The organism is Thiomicrorhabdus sp. (assembly GCF_963662555.1).
Taxonomy (GTDB): Bacteria; Pseudomonadota; Gammaproteobacteria; order Thiomicrospirales; family Thiomicrospiraceae; genus Thiomicrorhabdus.
This window is the reverse complement of record NZ_OY759719.1, coordinates 1,751,475-1,768,761: the sequence shown is the minus strand read 5'-3', so window position 1 is coordinate 1,768,761 and position 17,287 is coordinate 1,751,475. Positions and strand designations below refer to the sequence as shown.

General features: G+C 37.2%; 13 protein-coding genes and 4 tRNA genes. 15 read left to right on the top strand and 2 right to left on the bottom strand.

The annotated features are described in order from the left end of the window. Positions 1–7: 7 nt before the first annotated feature. From ACORJQ_RS07840 to ACORJQ_RS07830, 3 genes are read left to right on the top strand one after another with little or no spacing between them, the layout of a single operon-like run. The gene (locus ACORJQ_RS07840; protein WP_321323440.1) at positions 8–1,258 is read left to right on the top strand and encodes a lipoprotein-releasing ABC transporter permease subunit; all 1,251 of its coding nucleotides are present in this window, start codon (positions 8–10) and stop codon (positions 1,256–1,258) included. Beyond that, the gene (gene lolD, locus ACORJQ_RS07835) at positions 1,251–1,946 is read left to right on the top strand and encodes a lipoprotein-releasing ABC transporter ATP-binding protein LolD (protein ID WP_321323438.1); all 696 of its coding nucleotides are present in this window, start codon (positions 1,251–1,253) and stop codon (positions 1,944–1,946) included. Before ACORJQ_RS07840 ends, lolD begins: the two co-directional genes overlap by 8 nt. Positions 1,947–1,959: 13 nt before the next feature. Beyond that, the gene (locus ACORJQ_RS07830; protein ID WP_321323436.1) at positions 1,960–3,879 is read left to right on the top strand and encodes an ABC transporter ATP-binding protein; all 1,920 of its coding nucleotides are present in this window, start codon (positions 1,960–1,962) and stop codon (positions 3,877–3,879) included. Positions 3,880–3,944: 65 nt separating this feature from the next. Here ACORJQ_RS07830 and ACORJQ_RS07825 read toward each other — a convergent pair whose 3' ends face one another. After that, a complete protein-coding gene (locus tag ACORJQ_RS07825) occupies positions 3,945–4,148 on the bottom strand; it encodes a YgaP family membrane protein (RefSeq protein ID WP_321323434.1) in 204 nt (67 codons plus the stop codon). 304 nt (positions 4,149–4,452) lie between these two features. Between ACORJQ_RS07825 and tig the strand changes: the two genes are divergently transcribed. The 9 genes from tig to ACORJQ_RS07780 all read left to right on the top strand — a co-directional run bounded on the left by tig (position 4,453) and on the right by ACORJQ_RS07780 (position 11,283). Beyond that, a complete protein-coding gene (gene tig / locus ACORJQ_RS07820; protein WP_321323433.1) occupies positions 4,453–5,766 on the top strand; it encodes a trigger factor in 1,314 nt (437 codons plus the stop codon). A 157-nt stretch (positions 5,767–5,923) separates the two neighbouring features. Further along, complete coding sequence (gene clpP, locus ACORJQ_RS07815; RefSeq protein WP_321323431.1) at positions 5,924–6,523, top strand: ATP-dependent Clp endopeptidase proteolytic subunit ClpP; 600 nt, start codon at positions 5,924–5,926, stop codon at positions 6,521–6,523. Positions 6,524–6,533: 10 nt separating this feature from the next. Continuing rightward, positions 6,534–7,793, top strand: a complete 1,260-nt coding sequence (gene clpX / locus ACORJQ_RS07810) for an ATP-dependent Clp protease ATP-binding subunit ClpX (protein WP_321323429.1) — start codon at positions 6,534–6,536, stop codon at positions 7,791–7,793. Positions 7,794–7,915: 122 nt separating this feature from the next. Then, entirely contained in the window at positions 7,916–10,336 is a 2,421-nt protein-coding gene (gene lon / locus ACORJQ_RS07805; RefSeq protein ID WP_321323428.1) for an endopeptidase La, read from the top strand. Between the two features lie 108 nt (positions 10,337–10,444). Further along, the gene (locus ACORJQ_RS07800; RefSeq protein WP_040725123.1) at positions 10,445–10,717 is read left to right on the top strand and encodes a non-specific DNA-binding protein Hbs; all 273 of its coding nucleotides are present in this window, start codon (positions 10,445–10,447) and stop codon (positions 10,715–10,717) included. A 137-nt stretch (positions 10,718–10,854) separates the two neighbouring features. After that, positions 10,855–10,930, top strand: a tRNA-Val gene (locus tag ACORJQ_RS07795). Between the two features lies 1 nt (position 10,931). Beyond that, a tRNA-Asp gene (locus ACORJQ_RS07790) sits at positions 10,932–11,008 on the top strand. A 114-nt stretch (positions 11,009–11,122) separates the two neighbouring features. Further along, a tRNA-Val gene (locus ACORJQ_RS07785) sits at positions 11,123–11,198 on the top strand. A gap of 8 nt (positions 11,199–11,206) precedes the next feature. After that, positions 11,207–11,283 (top strand) — tRNA-Asp (locus tag ACORJQ_RS07780). Between the two features lie 233 nt (positions 11,284–11,516). Here ACORJQ_RS07780 and ACORJQ_RS07775 read toward each other — a convergent pair. After that, positions 11,517–12,296, bottom strand: coding sequence for an enoyl-ACP reductase FabI (locus ACORJQ_RS07775; protein ID WP_321323426.1), 780 nt, complete (start codon positions 12,294–12,296; stop codon positions 11,517–11,519). A 485-nt stretch (positions 12,297–12,781) separates the two neighbouring features. On the opposite strand from ACORJQ_RS07775, the gene ACORJQ_RS07770 reads away from it, so the two are divergent. From ACORJQ_RS07770 to ACORJQ_RS07760, 3 genes are read left to right on the top strand one after another with little or no spacing between them, the layout of a single operon-like run. After that, the gene (locus tag ACORJQ_RS07770; protein ID WP_321323424.1) at positions 12,782–14,812 is read left to right on the top strand and encodes an ABC transporter substrate-binding protein; all 2,031 of its coding nucleotides are present in this window, start codon (positions 12,782–12,784) and stop codon (positions 14,810–14,812) included. Further along, positions 14,812–15,789, top strand: coding sequence for an ABC transporter permease (locus ACORJQ_RS07765; RefSeq protein WP_321323423.1), 978 nt, complete (start codon positions 14,812–14,814; stop codon positions 15,787–15,789). Before ACORJQ_RS07770 ends, ACORJQ_RS07765 begins: the two co-directional genes overlap by 1 nt. Continuing rightward, complete coding sequence (locus tag ACORJQ_RS07760; RefSeq protein WP_321323421.1) at positions 15,786–17,150, top strand: ABC transporter permease; 1,365 nt, start codon at positions 15,786–15,788, stop codon at positions 17,148–17,150. The genes ACORJQ_RS07765 and ACORJQ_RS07760 overlap by 4 nt, the downstream gene beginning before the upstream one ends. The last annotated feature ends 137 nt before the right edge of the window (positions 17,151–17,287 follow it).

The following is a 17,287-nucleotide window of genomic DNA, read 5'->3' as shown; positions in this document are numbered from 1 at the left end:
ATACACTATGTTTAAACTACCATACGAACTCCTGCTGGGATTGAAATATACCCGAGCAAAACGCAGAAACGGTTTTATCTCTTTTATTTCTTTTTCATCCATGTTGGGAATAGCTCTAGGAGTGACAGCATTAATTACTGTCTTATCTATCATGAATGGTTTTCAAGATGAGTTACGTGACCGTATTTTGGGCATGACAGCCCATATGACAATCAATGAAAAAAATGATCGTTTAACTAACTGGGAAAATCTTTACAACAAAGTAATCAATCAACCTCATGTTGAAGGTGCGGCACCCAATATTATGGAACAAGGCATGCTCACCATTGGTAATAAGGTAAATGGTGTAGCTGTTAGAGGTATCTTGCCTGAGTTTGAAGGGCAGGTTGCTGATATAGAATCTAAAATGGTTTTTGGCTCTTTAAATAGTCTTCAGCCCAAAAAATACAATATTATTTTAGGATCAGAACTGGCTACAAGCTTGGGAGTTTCATTAGGCGATAAAGTCACTTTAATCGCTCCACAAGGCAGTGTTTCACCCGTTGGGATTGTGCCAAGAATTAAACGCTTTACCGTGGTTGGCTTATTTGAAGCTGGTATGCACGAATACGATAGTGGATTAGCGATAATCAATATTCAAGATGCTCAGAAAGTTTTTAAATATGGTGATTCAGTCAGTGGTTTACAGCTTAAACTTGATGATATGTTTAATGTTGGTGAAGTCAAAGCAGAGTTATCTAAAGTGGTTGATAAGGTCATGTATATGCGCGATTGGAGACAGCAACACTCCAACTTCTTTAAAGCGATAGAGATGGAAAAACGTATGATGTTTATCGTTTTAACTCTGATTATTATGGTGGCAGCATTTAATATTGTTTCTACCATGGTTATGGTTGTTACTGACAAACAAAGTGATATAGCGGTGCTTAGAACCATTGGTGCAACTCCAATGAGTATTCAGATTATTTTTATTGTTCAAGGGCTTATTATTGGATCTTTAGGAGTGATTCTAGGTTTAATAGGTGGTTTGAGTTTAGCCTTAAATATAGACGTGATTGTTCCATTTATAGAAAACTTGCTTGGATTTAAATTTTTCCCGCCCGATGTTTACTACATCAGCACCGTACCTTCTAAATTGGAATGGTCTGATGTTTGGTATATAACAGGTTTGGCATTTTTATTGACGCTATTGGCTACTCTTTATCCGGCAAGAAAGGCTTCAAAAGTGAACCCTGCGGAGGCTTTACGTTATGAATAATCAAAATAATGATTTGGTTCTGCAAGCAACAGGCCTGGCAAAAACCTATAAAGATGGTGATTTAGAAACCAATGTTTTTTCTGATATCGATTTTGAATTAAAAGCTGGTGAAAAAGTTGCAATTGTTGGAGCATCGGGCTCTGGTAAAAGTACTCTATTACATTTGTTAGCCGGTCTGGATGCTCCTAGCAATGGTCAAGTTTTATTAAAAGGTGAGGCCTTTTCGGCCCAATCTGATGTACGAAGAGGTAAGCTGAGAAATAAGCATATGGGGTTTGTTTATCAATTCCATCACTTATTTGCTGAACTCACAGCACTTGAAAATGTGATGATGCCTTTGCAAATTAGACGAACACCTATTAGAGAAGCAGAGCAAAAAGCAAAACAGCTGCTTGAAAAGGTGGGTTTAGCACACAGAGCACTGCATAAGCCTAGTGAGTTATCGGGTGGTGAACGCCAAAGAGTTGCTATTGCAAGAGCCTTAATTACAGAGCCATCTTGTATCTTAGCCGACGAACCAACAGGTAATTTAGACTATCTCTCAGCAGAGCAAGTTTTTAACTTACTGGTTGACTTAAATACTGAGTTAAATACGGCTTTATTGATAGTGACTCATGATCGAAACTTAGCCGCAAAAATGGATCGTCAAGTCACGTTGCTTGATGGTCATCTTTCTACTTCTGAATAAATGAAATAAATCTGTGTTAACTCTACAAAATCTATCCATTAGAGCGGGGATTAAACCGCTTTTAGATTCAGCCACTCTTACTATTCATCCAGGTCAAAAAATTGGCTTAATAGGCCAAAATGGCGTTGGTAAAACGTCACTTTTTAAAGCCATTCTTAATGAGCTACCAATTGAAGCAGGGCATATTGATTTACCCGCAAGTTGGTTAATTGGATGTGTTGAACAAGAAGTTACAGCCAAAACTGTCAATGCTCTTGAATATGTAACCTACGGCGATAGTTTATATGCTCAATACTCAGAACAAGTTAAAGAATATCAGTCTTTAGATAATCATATTGGTTTAGTAGAGGCATACGATGCCTTAGATAAAATTGCAGGCTATTTAGTGCCTAATAAAGCCAAACAGTTGTTGTATGGCTTAGGATTTAACGATGCTGATTTTGAAAAAAACATGTCTGAGTTTTCAGGTGGTTGGCAGGTTCGTTTAAAGCTTGCTAGAGCATTAATGCAACGTGCAGATTTATTGTTGTTAGATGAACCTACAAACCATTTGGATATTGAAGCCGTTACCTGGTTAGAACAATGGTTAAAATCTTATGAAGGTGCTGTCATTATTATCTCTCACGATAGAGATTTTCTTGACCAAGTTGTCCAAGGTATAGCCCATATTCACAATCAAAAAATTTACTATTATTCTGGTAACTTTGCGGCATTTGAACGTCAGCGAAATGAACAGTTAATGCAGCAGCAAGCTTTGCATGATAAACAAAAGCAACAAATGCAGCATTTAAAGAGCTTTATTGAACGTTTTAAAGCTAAGGCGAGTAAAGCCAAACAAGCCCAGAGCCGAGTTAAAGCTCTAGAACGCATGGAGGAGGTTGCAGCTGTTCAAGCAATGAATCCTTTTATTTTCAAGTTTTTATCGCCGGATCATCAACCTGATCCAATGATGAATATTCAAGACATCTCTTTCGCTTATCAAGATAAAACTATTTTAGATACGGTTAATCTGGTACTTAGAGCGGGAGATAGAATTGGTTTAGTTGGCGTAAACGGTTCAGGTAAAACCACTTTATTAAAACAGTTGGTCGGTGAGCTTAAGCCGCAATCAGGTAAGGTGGTTATTAGTAAGGGGGTAAAAGTGGGTTATTTTGCCCAGCATCAAATAGATTCACTGCATTTTGATCAAAGCCCATTACAACATATTCTTAGCCAAGAAATGGCTCCAAGTGATCAAGAGGCTCGTGACTTTCTTGGTCAGTTTGGTTTTTCAAATACTCAGTGTCTCGAATCAATTAAAGCCTTTTCGGGTGGCGAAAAAGCACGGTTAGCGCTGGCCATTATTGTTTTTCAAAAACCTAACCTAATTATATTGGATGAGCCAACTAACCATTTAGATATGGAGACTCGAGATGCTTTGGATATGGCTATTCAGGAGTTTTCAGGAGCGGTTATCTTAGTAAGTCATGATAAACATCTTTTAGCCAGTATTTCAGATCAGTTCTGGTGGGTACATAATGGCAAAGTAACTCTTTATAACGGAGATTTAGATGGTTATCTTCAAGAGCAATTAAAAGCAATTAAAGCTCATCAACAAGAAAATAAACCTACCAGGCCTGGTAAAACTAAAAAAGAACTAAGACAAGAAAATGCCCAGCAACGAAAATTACTTGAAAATAAAATAAAACCTTATCAGCAAGAAATTAAGCAGCTTGATAAAAAAATGGAACAACTTCAAAAACAGGTGGCTGAGTGTCATTTAATGATGGAAGATGAATCCTTGTATGAATCACAGAATAAAGACAAGTTAGCAGAGTGTATTAAACAGCAAGCCGTTTCGAGTCAAGCATTGGAAGATGCTGAGATGCGTTGGTTAGAATTAGAAGAATTGATTGAAGAAATTAAATCTGAAATGCTAATTGTGGAAGAGTAGTAAAAGATATATTTATTTAGAAGTTCCCAACCCAATAGAGTACTGGGTTGGAGCAAAATTGGTTTTTAACGGAAAACTGGTCCGTGTTTAAAGCCTAATTTACGCAAAATGAATACCATCGGGCAAAAACCAGTTACGCCAGAGAAGATTAGGTTTGCACCAACAAAACCAGTTAAATATAACCATTCTGGAGTGTGGTAAACGCTCAAAAGCGTACTGGCAAGAACCATAGTTCCAGCAACTAGTAATACAATTCTTTCAATTGTCATTTTGTTATTCCTTAAATTAAATGATTTGATTTTTACTACTATGTAAGCGTTTTATCTTATTTGTTAGTAGAGTCAAATAAACTATAAATCTGGCAGATGATTCTATCAGTTTTTTGTATTTACTCAAGAAAAGTAAAGAAAATAGGCTTTTTCCTATTGTTTTTGTTCGATTTTATCAGTTTTTCTTTAAATTTCCTGCTTAAGTCCGTATAATTCCATGTCTAATTTTTACCGATCAAGAAATGCAAATTAATGCTGTTTTTTGATTAATCATATTTAAAACATCGAACTTTGGATTTAAAAAATGCAAGTAACTGTAGAAAAACCAGAACAAGGTCTTGAACACAAAATGACGGTCACGTTTCCATCTGATAACTTAAATGCAGATGTTGACAAACGTTTAAATGAAATTCGTCGCACGATCAAAATGGATGGTTTCCGTCCAGGTAAAGTGCCTTTAAACGTTGTTAAGAAACGCCATGGTGCACAAGTAAACCAAGAGGTAATGGGCGAAGCATTACAGAAAGCATTTTATGATGCAATTTCACAAGAGAACTTACAGGTAGCAGGAAACCCAATTTTTGATGCGTTAGACGATAAAGATGGTTCTGTTACTTTTACTGCTCGCTTTGAAGTTTACCCAGAAATTACAATTCCTGAATTCTCTGGCGTTAAAGTTGAAATCACTGAAGCGGCTGTAACAGATAAAGATGTTGAGAATATGATTACTCGTCTACGTGAACAACGTATGGCTTGGAAACCTTCAAAAAGTGCAGCTAAAAAAGCTAAGAAGGGTGAGCAAGTTGTTATTGATTTCGTTGGAAAAATTGATGGCGAAATCTTTGAAGGCGGTTCAGCTGAAGACGTACCTCTTGAAATTGGATCTGGACGTATGATCCCAGGTTTTGAAGATGGAATCGTAGGCATGAAAAAAGGCGAAGAGAAAACAATTGAAGTTGTTTTCCCTGATGATTATCAAGCTGAAAACCTTAAAGGTAAAACAGCAACATTTGATATCACTGTTCATTCTATCTCTACAAAAGTATTACCAGAAATTGATGAAGATTTTGTTAAATCATTTGGTATTGAAGATGGAACTGAAGAATCGCTAGTTAAAGAAATCAAAGATAGCATGGAAAAAGAACTTTCTCGTGCTGTAGAAAGCAAAAACCGTTCTGCGGCTTTAGAAGCTCTACAAACTATTATTGATGTTGAAATGCCTAAGTCTTTAATTGACCAAGAAGTTAAAAACTTAATGGATCGTGCGGTTCAAAATCTTCAACAGCAAGGTATGAAAGCTGAAGATGTAAATATCGAAGCGAGTCACTTTGAAGAAGAAGCCAAAAACCGCGTTAAACTTGGTTTAGTTTTAGGTGACATCATCAAAACAAACAATATTGAAGCGTCTAATGAAGAAGTTGAAGCTTATATTGAAGAACAAGCTTCTTCTTATGAAGATCCTGCTGAAGTAATTGGTTGGTATGCTCAAAACCCAGGTGCTCGTTCAGAAATTCGTGCTATCTTGGTTGAAGGCAAAGTTGCTTCAAAAATCATTGACGAAGCAAAAGTGAAAAAAGTGAAAAAAGCATTTGATGAAGTAATTAATTCACCAATGTAAATTAGCTTAAAAGCTAAATTTTTTGTCAAAAACTTAACCCTGGGCATAAAATTACTATTTGTGCTTGGGGTTAAGTTTTTTTTTGCCTCAGAAAAGGCTAAGATACTCATAAATACAAATTTAATAAAAATAAAACCTACAGGAAATACAGCGGAATATGGATAACTTGATTCAAAATGCACTTGTACCAATGGTTATTGAGCAAACAAGTCGCGGTGAGCGTTCGTACGATATTTATTCTAGACTATTAAAAGAGCGTGTTATCTTTTTGGTTGGTCAAGTTGAAGACCATATGGCAAATTTAATTGTTGCGCAAATGCTGTTCTTAGAATCTGAAAATCCAGAAAAAGACATTCACCTTTATATCAACTCGCCAGGTGGAAGTGTAACAGCAGGTATGGCGATTTATGACACTATGCGTTTTATCAAGCCTGATGTGACAACTATGTGTATTGGCCAGGCGGCAAGTATGGGATCTTTTTTGTTATCAGCAGGTGCTAAAGGTAAACGTTTTGCATTACCAAACTCACGTGTAATGATTCATCAACCATTAGGTGGTTTTCAAGGCCAGGCTAGTGATATTCAAATTCATGCACAAGAAATCATGCAAATTAAAAATAAATTGAATGCTGCATTAGCTGAGCACACAGGGCAAGACATTAAAACTATTGAACAAGACACTGATCGCGATAATTTCATGAGTGCTGAACAAGCATGTGATTATGGTTTGATTGATAAAGTACTGACTAACCGTTAAGGCAATAAATATGAGTGAAGATAAAACACTATATTGTTCTTTCTGTGGTAAAGGACAAGACGAAGTAAGAAAGTTAATTGCAGGCCCTTCGGTTTACATTTGTGATGAATGTGTTGAGCTGTGTAACGACATTCTTAGAGAAGAGTTTGGTGAAGAGGATATTAGCCAATTTGAACTGGAGAATTTGCCTACACCTCATGAAATCAGTGCTATTTTAGACGATTATGTTATTGGTCAATTTAATGCTAAGAAAGTTTTATCTGTAGCAGTATATAACCATTACAAGCGTCTACAAAATGCCCATGTTAAAGATGATGTTGAACTAACTAAAAGTAATATTTTGCTTATTGGACCAACAGGCTCTGGTAAGACATTGCTTGCACAAACATTAGCAAGATTATTAGATGTGCCGTTTGCGATTGCCGATGCTACCACATTGACAGAAGCCGGTTACGTAGGTGAGGATGTTGAAAGTATCGTTCTCAAGCTTTTACAACGTTGCGATAACGATCCTGAAAAAGCAGAACGCGGTATTATCTATATTGATGAAATCGATAAAATCACTCGTAAATCTGAAAATCCATCTATTACTCGTGATGTTTCTGGTGAAGGTGTACAGCAAGCCTTATTGAAGTTGGTAGAAGGTACCACTGCTTCAGTTCCGCCTCAAGGTGGTCGTAAACACCCAAATCAAGATATGATTCAAGTTGATACTTCAAAAATCCTATTTATCGTTGGTGGGGCATTTGAAGGACTAGATAAGATTATTGATCAACGTACAGAAACCAATATTGGTATTGGTTTTTCAGCTGAAGTGAAGACTAAAGATAAAAAGCTTACAATCACAGAAAAATTCAAAAAAATCGAACCAGAAGATTTGATTAAGTTTGGTTTAATTCCTGAGTTTGTTGGGCGTTTACCAATGATTGCTTCTTTAGAAGAATTAGATGAAGCGGCATTAATTCAAATTTTAACGGAGCCTAAAAACGCCTTGGTTAAGCAGTTCCAGAAAATGTTTGAGTTAGAAGGTGCTGAATTAGAATTCCGTAAAGATGCTTTATCTGAAATTGCACAATTGGCAATAGAAAGAAAAACTGGAGCACGTGGATTACGTTCAATATTGGAGCAATTGTTGCTTGATACAATGTATGACCTACCAAGCTTGAAAAATGTAGAAAAGGTCGTTATTAATAAAGCAGTGATTCAAGGTAAGAAGTCACCTCTTTTGGTATATCAAGATGAGTTACCTAAAGTAGCCTCTAGTGAATAGTCTAGTTTAAAACGACCATTTAGAATGATGTTTTAACCCAGCTATATGCTGGGTTTTTTAAAGGTAAAATTTGCCATTAGAGCAACCACAATGGCTTAGTTTGCCTAAGAAAGGGATTAAAAATGGATATTGATCAAGTAAGTATGAAAATGGATGTATTGGTTTTACCATTACGAGATGTTGTCGTTTTCCCAGGAAATGTCATGCCTTTATTCGTGGGCAGAGAAAAATCTATTCATGCCCTCAATGAAGCGATGCAGGGCGATAAACAAATTTTTTTAGTGACCCAAAAAAGTGCAGAGCTAGATATTCCTACATTAGAAGATTTATATTCTGTAGGCACAATGGCCAATATTCTTCAGTTACTTAAATTGCCTGATGGCACGGTAAAGGTTTTAGTTGAAGGTATTCAACGTTTTAAACTTACCAGTTTACATGTTGATAATAATGTACTGCTCGGTGATATCTCTGAAGTTGAAGTAAACTCAGAAAATGAAGTTGATACAATCGTATTGATGCGAGCTTTAAGCGAACGTTTCAACTTTTTTGCAGACCTTAAAAAGAAAATTCCATCTGAAGTTAAAGCCTCTGTTAAAAAAGAAACAAATCCTGATCGCATGGTAGATTTAATTTCGGCTAATCTAAAATTAAGCGTTGAAGAAAAGCAGTCATTACTCGAATTAACCTCGGTAAGTGATCGTCTTGAGCGGGTTCTTGCAATGATAGAGACCGAACTTGAGATGCTAGAGTCAGAAAAAAGAATCACCTCTCGAGTTAAAAAACAGATGGATAAAACTCAAAGAGAGTACTACCTTAATGAAAAAATTAAGGCTATCCATAGCGAATTAGCAGGCGGTGATGAAGACGCTGTTAATGAGATGGATGAGCTTAATGCCCGTATTGAGAAATCAGGCATGACATCTGAGGCCCACAAAAAGGCAAATACAGAGCTTAAAAAACTCAAAATGATGCCTGCTCAGTCCTCTGAAGCAACCGTTGTAAGAAATTATTTAGATTGGTTAATTGATTTACCATGGAAAAAAAGAAGCCGAGTTTCTAATAACTTAGAGAAAGCAGAAACTATTCTAGATTTACAACACTATGGTTTAGAGAAAGTTAAAGAACGCATCATAGAATACCTTGCAGTACAAAAACGTGTTAAAAAAATGAAAGGGCCAATTCTGTGTTTAGTTGGGCCTCCAGGTGTGGGTAAAACCTCTTTAGCACGCTCTATCGCTGAAGCAACCAATCGTAAATACGTACGTATGTCTTTAGGAGGCGTTAGAGACGAAGCTGAAATACGAGGGCATAGAAAAACCTATATCGGTGCCTTACCAGGCAAAATTATTCAAAAAATGCAAACAGCTGGAACCAAAAACCCACTGTTTTTATTAGATGAAATCGACAAAATGTCGAGTGATATGCGTGGTGATCCAGCTTCAGCACTGTTAGAAGTTTTAGACCCAGAACAAAACAGTACGTTTAACGATCATTATTTAGAAATAGATTATGATTTATCTGATGTTATGTTTGTGGCTACGTCTAACTCTATGGATATTCCAGAAGCCTTGTTAGACCGAATGGAAGTCATTAATTTATCTGGTTACACAGAACCTGAAAAGTTAAATATCGCACAAAAACACTTGTTACCAAGAGCCATTAAAGATCATGGTTTGAAAAAGGGTGAGCTAGAAGTGACAGAAAGTGCTATCCAAGGGATTATTCAACTTTATACGCGTGAAGCTGGGGTGCGATTATTAGCTCGTGAATTGGCAAAAATATGCCGTAAAGCGGTTAAAAAGATTGTAACTAGCACTGATAAGCAGGCACATATCACGGTAACTAAAAATGAGCTTGAAGATTATCTAGGCGTTGCACGTTATCGTGTGGGTCTTGCTGATAGCGAGGATAGAATCGGTCAGGTGGCTGGTTTAGCTTGGACTCGTGTTGGTGGTGATTTATTAAGAATTGAAGCGACTGCCATGCCTGGTAAAGGAAAACTGTCTAGCACTGGTCAGTTAGGTAGCGTTATGCAAGAATCAGTACAAGCCGCTATGAGTGTAATACGTAGTCGTTCAGAGGCATTAGGGCTACCCGATGACTTTTATGAAACAAACGACCTGCATTTACACTTTCCTGAAGGGGCTATCAAAAAAGATGGTCCAAGTGCTGGTATTGCTATTTGTACAGCAATTACATCAGTTTTAACTAAAATACCTGTTAGAGCTGATGTTGCCATGACTGGTGAAATCACCCTAAGAGGTGAGGTTTTGCCGATCGGAGGGCTAAAAGAGAAACTTCTTGCCGCTCTTCGTGGTGGAATTAAAACCGTTTTAATTCCACATGACAATGTTAGAGATTTGGCAGATGTGCCAGATGAAGTTAAAAATAAACTCGATATTCATCCGGTTAGATGGGTAGATGAAGTGTTAGATTTGGCATTAATTAATAAGCCTAAGCCATTAAGTGAAGCTTCTGAGGCCATTACTTATACTGATGACAAGGCCCAAAAAACCGCTGTAAAGGCTTCAAATCGACATTAATTAGTGAAAATAGCTTTTTTTACTTGACACCATTTGGTTATGATTGCTATAAATGCATGAGCCAAAGGTGGTGGATAAAAAATACATTAAAAACTCATGGAGAAAAAAATGAATAAATCTGAATTAGTAAGTGCAATCGCAGAAGAAGCTGGTTTAACAAAAGCAGATGCAGCTAAAGCATTAGATGCAACAGTAGCTTCTATTACTAAAGCAATGAGCTCAGGTGATTCTGTTGCTATTATCGGTTTTGGTACTTTTAAAGTAGGTGAGCGTTCTGCACGTACTGGTCGTAACCCACAAACTGGTGCTGAAATGCAAATTCCAGCTGCTAAAGTTCCTAAGTTTACTGCTGGTAAAGCACTAAAAGAAGCGGTTAATTAATAACTTACAAATTGGCTATCAAAAAAATGTAAAAAAACATTTAAATTTGATTGACAAGCTCTCCCAGAACTCTATAATACGCCACATCAATTAAGCACAGCAACACAGGCCACAAGCCATGTAGAGCAAGTTTAATTGGGTGATTAGCTCAGTTGGGAGAGCATCGCCCTTACAAGGCGAGGGTCACTGGTTCGAGCCCAGTATCACCCACCACGGAGCGGTAGTTCAGCTGGTTAGAATACCTGCCTGTCACGCAGGGGGTCGCGGGTTCGAATCCCGTCCGCTCCGCCATATTTAAAAGCTAGTTTATAACTAGCTTTTTTATTGCAAATCTTCAGGAGTTTGCAGTAATACAAAACAGAAAAGTTATTCAAATTTTGAATGTAAAACTTTTTTGTCTATCCTGGGTGATTAGCTCAGTTGGGAGAGCATCGCCCTTACAAGGCGAGGGTCACTGGTTCGAGCCCAGTATCACCCACCATACAATTAGGAGCGGTAGTTCAGCTGGTTAGAATACCTGCCTGTCACGCAGGGGGTCGCGGGTTCGAATCCCGTCCGCTCCGCCAGTTAAAAAGAAAGCCGTTACAGATATTAATCTGTAGCGGCTTTTTTTATTCCTAGCGTTTGTTTTCAATTAATGCTGATGTGTTTTTTTATTTGGCATTAGATTAGTGCAATAGTGATATTCAAGGCTCTCACAAAATTAAGCTATAAAAAAACCGCATTTCTGCGGCTTTTTGAATTTTACCAGGCCTGGTAGCTGGTAGTATAGCTACTAGGTTATTTGGTATGTCATCAACTAGGTTGAAGCAGTAATGTTGTACCCACCATCAACATAAGTGATTTCACCTGTAATTCCAGATGCTAAGTCAGAACATAAGAATGCCGCTGTGTTACCGACTTCTTCAATCGTGACATTACGGCGAAGTGGGGTAGATTGAGCCGCTTTGTCTAGCATAGATCTAAAGTCTTTAATACCCGCAGCAGCCAATGTACGAATAGGGCCTGCAGAAACCGCATTAACACGAATTCCTTCTTGTCCTAAGTCTGCCGCTAAATAACGAACCGTTGCTTCTAATGACGCTTTTGCAATTCCCATTACATTGTAATTTGGCACTGCACGTTCGGCACCTAAATAAGAAACCGTCATAACCGAACCATTTTTGGCTTTTAACATTTCATGAGCCGCTTTAGTACAAGCCGTTAAGCTGTATGCACTGATGTCGTGAGCAATGCTAAAACCTGTACGTGTTGAAGCGTCAATCATACGGCCTTCAAGTTCTTCACGTGGGGCAAAAGCAACTGAGTGAACAAGAATATCTAAACCATCAGTCCATTGCTTTGCCAATTCGGCAAAAGTAGCATCAATTTCAGCATCACTAGCAACATCTAAAGGTAAAACAATTGAAGAGCCAAGTTCATCAGCAATTTTTTCTACACGACCCTTTAACTTTTCATTTTGATAAGTTAGGGCAATTTCTGCTCCTTGTTCATGCATTTGTTTTGCAATTCCGTAAGCGATAGATTTATTATTTGCAACACCAATAATTAAGGCTTTTTTTCCTGAAAGGAATCCCATATTGTTCTCCAATATTTGATTTATGAGTGGCTGATTTTCATTTTAAAAGGCTCTTATAAATAGAGAGGGCAGTTTAAGATGGCAATCCATTAATTTATACGCATTATAACGCTAAATTATTGGTTATAATGCTTGAAGTTACTAAAATCAGTATCAAATTTATTCTTGTTAAGTTAGTAAAATAAACTGCTGTAATTTACCAGGCCTGGTAGTTTTAACGTAGTAATTTTAAAATACTTATTTATAAACGGTTTTACTTAAAAGTCACCCTATAAACATATATGCTAAACGGTCAGTCTATTAAAACGATTAAGCTTCTTTTTCTGTTAGGAATACTTTTTATCTCTTGGCAGGCTAAAGCAAATAATTGGAACTCGCCTTATACTGATCAACAAGTCAAACAACAAACGTTATTTAGTTCTTTTAGCTCCCCACCAAAACATTTAGACCCCGTTGTTTCTTATAATTCAAATGAGTGGTCTATTTTGTCGCAGATATATGAACCACCATTACAATATCACTATTTAAAACGTCCCTATACTGTTGAGCCATTAACGCTCACTCAAATGCCAAAGATTGAGTATTTAAATTCAGCAGGCCGGGTGGTTGATGCAAAAAGTAAATCAATTCAGTTTACGGAATATACTTTTGAACTAAAAGACGGTATTCAGTTTCATAAACATCCGGCATTTGCTAAAGATGAATCTGGCCAATTTCTGTACGATAACTTAACACCTGAACAGCTAAGTTCTATTCACAGCGTGTCTGACTTTTCTCATCAAGCTACAAGAGAGTTGTTAGCAAGTGATTATGTATATGCCATTAAAAGAATGGCTCTTCGTCAAAATCATTCGCCTATTTTAGATTCTATGCTGCCTTATATTGTTGGCTTAGGAGACTATTCAAAAAAAGTCACAGAAGATTTTGCCAAGCAACTGACTGAGCAGGGTGCACAGAGTAAAGACACTTATTATGACTTAAATAAGTTTTCAATAAGTGGTGTGCAAATTGTTGATAATAAACATTTTAAAATAAAAATAAACGGACAATATCCGCAATTTTTATATTGGTTAACGATGAACTTTTTTGCCCCAATTCCTTGGGAGGCAGATCGCTTTTATAAACAACCAGGCCTGGTAAAAAACAATATCACTCTAGATACTTCACCTGTTGGAACAGGTCCTTATTATTTAGCAGAAAATAATCCAAACCGAGTTATGCGTTTAGTTGCTAATGACACTTATCACAAGGCTTATTACCCTAGTTCTGGCTTATCAGAAGATGCTGATCCAACATTATTAAACGATGCAGGTAAACGCCTACCGTTTATTAAACAAGTGGTATTTACACTTGAAAAAGAGAGCGTGCCTCTATGGAATAAATTTTTACAGGGTTACTATGATGCTTCAGGTGTAAGCTCTGATAGTTTTGATCAGGCTGTATCTATTTCTGGCTCTGGTAATATGAACTTAACGCCAGCGATGAAAAAGCGTGGTATTAAGTTTTTAAGTCAGATACAGCCCACTATTTATTATTTTGGTTTTAATATGGCAGACCCAGTTATTGGGGGATACTCTTTAAAACAACAAAAACTGAGGCAGGCGATTAGTATTGCGGTTAATTTTGAAGAGTATATTTCAATCTTTTTAAATGGTCGCGGAGTGGTGGCTCAAGGTCCTATTCCGCCAGGAATATTTGGTCATGCTACGGGTAAACAAGCTGTAAATTCTTATATTTACAATCAAGATAAAGGTCAACTCAAACGCAAGTCTATCGAATACGCTAAAAAGCTCTTAGCAGAAGCGGGCTACCCAAATGGCCGTAAACCAGATGGCGAAGCTCTTTCACTCTATTATGATACCGCTGCAACAGGTCCAGATAGTCAGTCTGAACTAAATTGGTATCGTAAACAGTTTGCCAAGTTAGGGATTAACTTAATTATTCGTGCAACCGATTACAATCGTTTTCAAGACAAGGTTAGACACGCTAAGGCACAGATGTTCTCTTGGGGTTGGAACGCTGATTACCCTGATCCAGAAAACTTTTTATTTTTACTCTTTGGCGGCAATGCCATAATCAATACAAACGGTTCAGGTATTAACAGTGCCAATTACGATAACCCTGAATTTAACCGTTTGTTCAAAAAAATGAAAACCATGCCTAATAATCCTGAACGGTTAGCCATTATTCAAAAAATGGTCAAAATTGCCCAAAAAGATGCTCCGTGGATTTGGGGTTTTAATCCAAAATCATTGGCTTTGTATCACAGCTGGTTAAAAAATGTTTACCCTAATGCTTTAGCTAATAACACCACTAAATACAAACGTATTGATGTGCAAGATCGCTATAACAAACAACAAGAGTGGAATAAACCCATCGTTTGGCCTTTAATTTTAGTGGTTTTAGTTTTATTGCTGTCTGTTTGGCCGTTAACCCAGGCCTATAAAAAACGCCAAAGTTCTGTAATGAGTGCAAAAACAGAAACTAAAGTAAAAACAGAAAAGGGTGAAAGCTAATGTTTGCCTATATTATTAGACGTTTACTGTTTGCAGTACCGATTTTATTAGGTGTTAACCTGATTACGTTTGCGTTGTTTTTTATGGTAAACACGCCTGATGATATGGCTCGTGCTCAGCTTGGAGCAAAACAAACTACGCCAGAAATGATACAGGCCTGGAAAATCAGTCACGGTTATGACAAACCGTTGTTTGTAAATGCAGACCAAAACGGCTTAAAAACGGTTACCGACACCTTATTTGTGCAAGAATCTGCAAAGTTATTTAGTTTTGATTTTGGGCAGTCCGATTCAGGCCGTCAAATTTCGGCAGATATTTATGAAAGAATGTGGCCAAGTCTGGCTATTGCCTTGCCTACGTTTATTATTGGATTGGTTACCAATATTGCGATTGCTTTACTGATTGTCTTATTTAGAGGCTCTACACTGGATAGCGTCACTATGGCAGTTGCGGTTGGGATTATGTCTATTTCTGGACTGTTTTATATTATTGCAGGCCAGGTCTTGTTTAGTAAAACCTGGCATTGGGTACCCATATCAGGTTATGCCGACGGACTAGAAGGCCTTAAATTTATTATTTTGCCGGTATTTATTGGTGTATTTGCAGGGATTGGCTCAGGTATAAGATGGTATCGCAGTATTTTCTTAGAAGAAATTACCAAAGATTATGTTCGTACTGCCAGAGCAAAAGGGCTTTCAGAGATTAAAGTCTTATTTGGACATGTGTTACAAAATGGCTTGTTACCGATTTTAACGGGGGTTGTCGTTGTTATTCCAACTCTGTTTATGGGTAGCTTAATTATGGAATCCTTCTTTGCCATACCAGGCCTGGGAAGCTACACCATTGATGCGATTCAATCGCAAGATTTTGGTATTGTTAAAGCTATGGTATTTTTAGGTTCTGTACTTTATATCATCGGTTTAATCCTTACCGATATCTCTTATACCTATTTTGATCCAAGAGTGAAGCTGTCATGACCCCAGTATTTTTATGGACAGATATCATGATTTGGGGGCTGTTTTTTTTGCTAATCATTGGTATTTGGCAAATCATTAAAGACCCTCAAAAAAAGGCTCAATGGCGAAAAGTGTTTCAATCTAAAACCGCTATGGCATCGGTAATCGTTTTAGCGATCTATTTTGTGATTGCTCTAATCGACTCTACTCACTTTAAGGTAGATCACAAAGCAGACAGCTCAAACAATAAAGAATTAGTCAGTGTTTTAGACCTTGGTTTAGAGCATTTAATTAACAATGCAGAGAGAACTTATTCCGCTCCTTTTGCATTAAATGAATACAGCTCTAGTATTACTTATGATGAACAAGGGCAGGTTAAACAGGTTTATTTACCGTTAAAACATGTTGCAAATCATATTGATAGAGACAACAGTAAAGTTGCTAATGATGTTTTAAAACAAACCGGTTATGCATTTTTATATAGTGTGTTTTTTATTTTTTTATTGTTAGTAGTATTCCGTTTGATGATTCGTGGCAAAAAAGCCAACACACCAGTCAAGCCCATTGATTTACCCATAAAAACAGCCTTGTTAACTCTGTTTATTATTGTGTTTATGGGCACTAGTTTTTATTTACTCAGTTTCGACTACCATGTTTTAGGCACAAATAAAGTAGGTGAAGACGTTTTATACAACTCACTTAAAAGTATAAGAACTGGCGTATTAATTGGTGGTTTAACCACTATTGTTATGTTGCCTTTAGCCCTGATTTTAGGGATTAGTGCAGGTTACTTTAAAGGTTGGATAGATGATCTCATTCAATACTTTTACACCACCTTAAACTCAATACCAGGTGTGTTATTAATTGCTGCTGCAGTGTTAGTGATGCAGTCTATTATGAGTAGCCATGCAGAGTGGTTTGGTAGCACAGAAGAGCGTGCCGATATGCGTTTGCTGTTTTTAATTTTAATTCTAGGCATGACAAGCTGGACAGGGCTATGCCGCTTATTAAGAGCAGAAACTCTTAAAATTAGTCAAATAGAATATGTGACTGCAGCCAAAGCGTTTGGCCTTAAACCATTTACTATTATTAGAAAGCACATACTGCCAAACCTAGTTCATTTAATTCTTATCGCATTGGTATTAGATTTTAGTGGATTAGTGTTAGCCGAGGCCGTGTTATCGTATGTTGGTGTTGGGGTTGATCCAACAATGCCTAGCTGGGGTAATATGATTAACCAAGCCAGATTAGAAATGGCTCGCGAACCGATGGTTTGGTGGTCTTTACTCTCTGCGTTTTGTTTTATGTTTATTCTAGTGTTAGCCGCAAATCTTTTTGCAGACCGTGTTCAGTGGGTTCTTAACCCTCGAAGCGAAAAATAATAACTTATATTACCTTTATAACTAGCCACTTCGGCGTTGAAAAATGGTCATTTACAAGTCGTAAACTCACATTTTTCGCTTTGATTTGACAAGTTCTAAAGGCAATCTAAGCCATTATTGAATATATAATTAAGTTA

Excerpts from the sequence above, each read along its gene's own strand:
- ACORJQ_RS07775 (WP_321323426.1), bottom strand. The coding sequence starts at position 12,296 with ATGGGATTCCTTTCAGGAAAAAAAGCCTTAATTATTGGTGTTGCAAAT.
- lolD (WP_321323438.1), top strand. The coding sequence starts at position 1,251 with ATGAATAATCAAAATAATGATTTGGTTCTGCAAGCAACAGGCCTGGCA.
- clpX (WP_321323429.1), top strand. The coding sequence starts at position 6,534 with ATGAGTGAAGATAAAACACTATATTGTTCTTTCTGTGGTAAAGGACAA.
- ACORJQ_RS07765 (WP_321323423.1), top strand. The coding sequence starts at position 14,812 with ATGTTTGCCTATATTATTAGACGTTTACTGTTTGCAGTACCGATTTTA.
- ACORJQ_RS07840 (WP_321323440.1), top strand. The coding sequence starts at position 8 with ATGTTTAAACTACCATACGAACTCCTGCTGGGATTGAAATATACCCGA.
- clpP (WP_321323431.1), top strand. The coding sequence starts at position 5,924 with ATGGATAACTTGATTCAAAATGCACTTGTACCAATGGTTATTGAGCAA.
- ACORJQ_RS07825 (WP_321323434.1), bottom strand. The coding sequence starts at position 4,148 with ATGACAATTGAAAGAATTGTATTACTAGTTGCTGGAACTATGGTTCTT.
- ACORJQ_RS07760 (WP_321323421.1), top strand. The coding sequence starts at position 15,786 with ATGACCCCAGTATTTTTATGGACAGATATCATGATTTGGGGGCTGTTT.
- tig (WP_321323433.1), top strand. The coding sequence starts at position 4,453 with ATGCAAGTAACTGTAGAAAAACCAGAACAAGGTCTTGAACACAAAATG.
- ACORJQ_RS07800 (WP_040725123.1), top strand. The coding sequence starts at position 10,445 with ATGAATAAATCTGAATTAGTAAGTGCAATCGCAGAAGAAGCTGGTTTA.
- lon (WP_321323428.1), top strand. The coding sequence starts at position 7,916 with ATGGATATTGATCAAGTAAGTATGAAAATGGATGTATTGGTTTTACCA.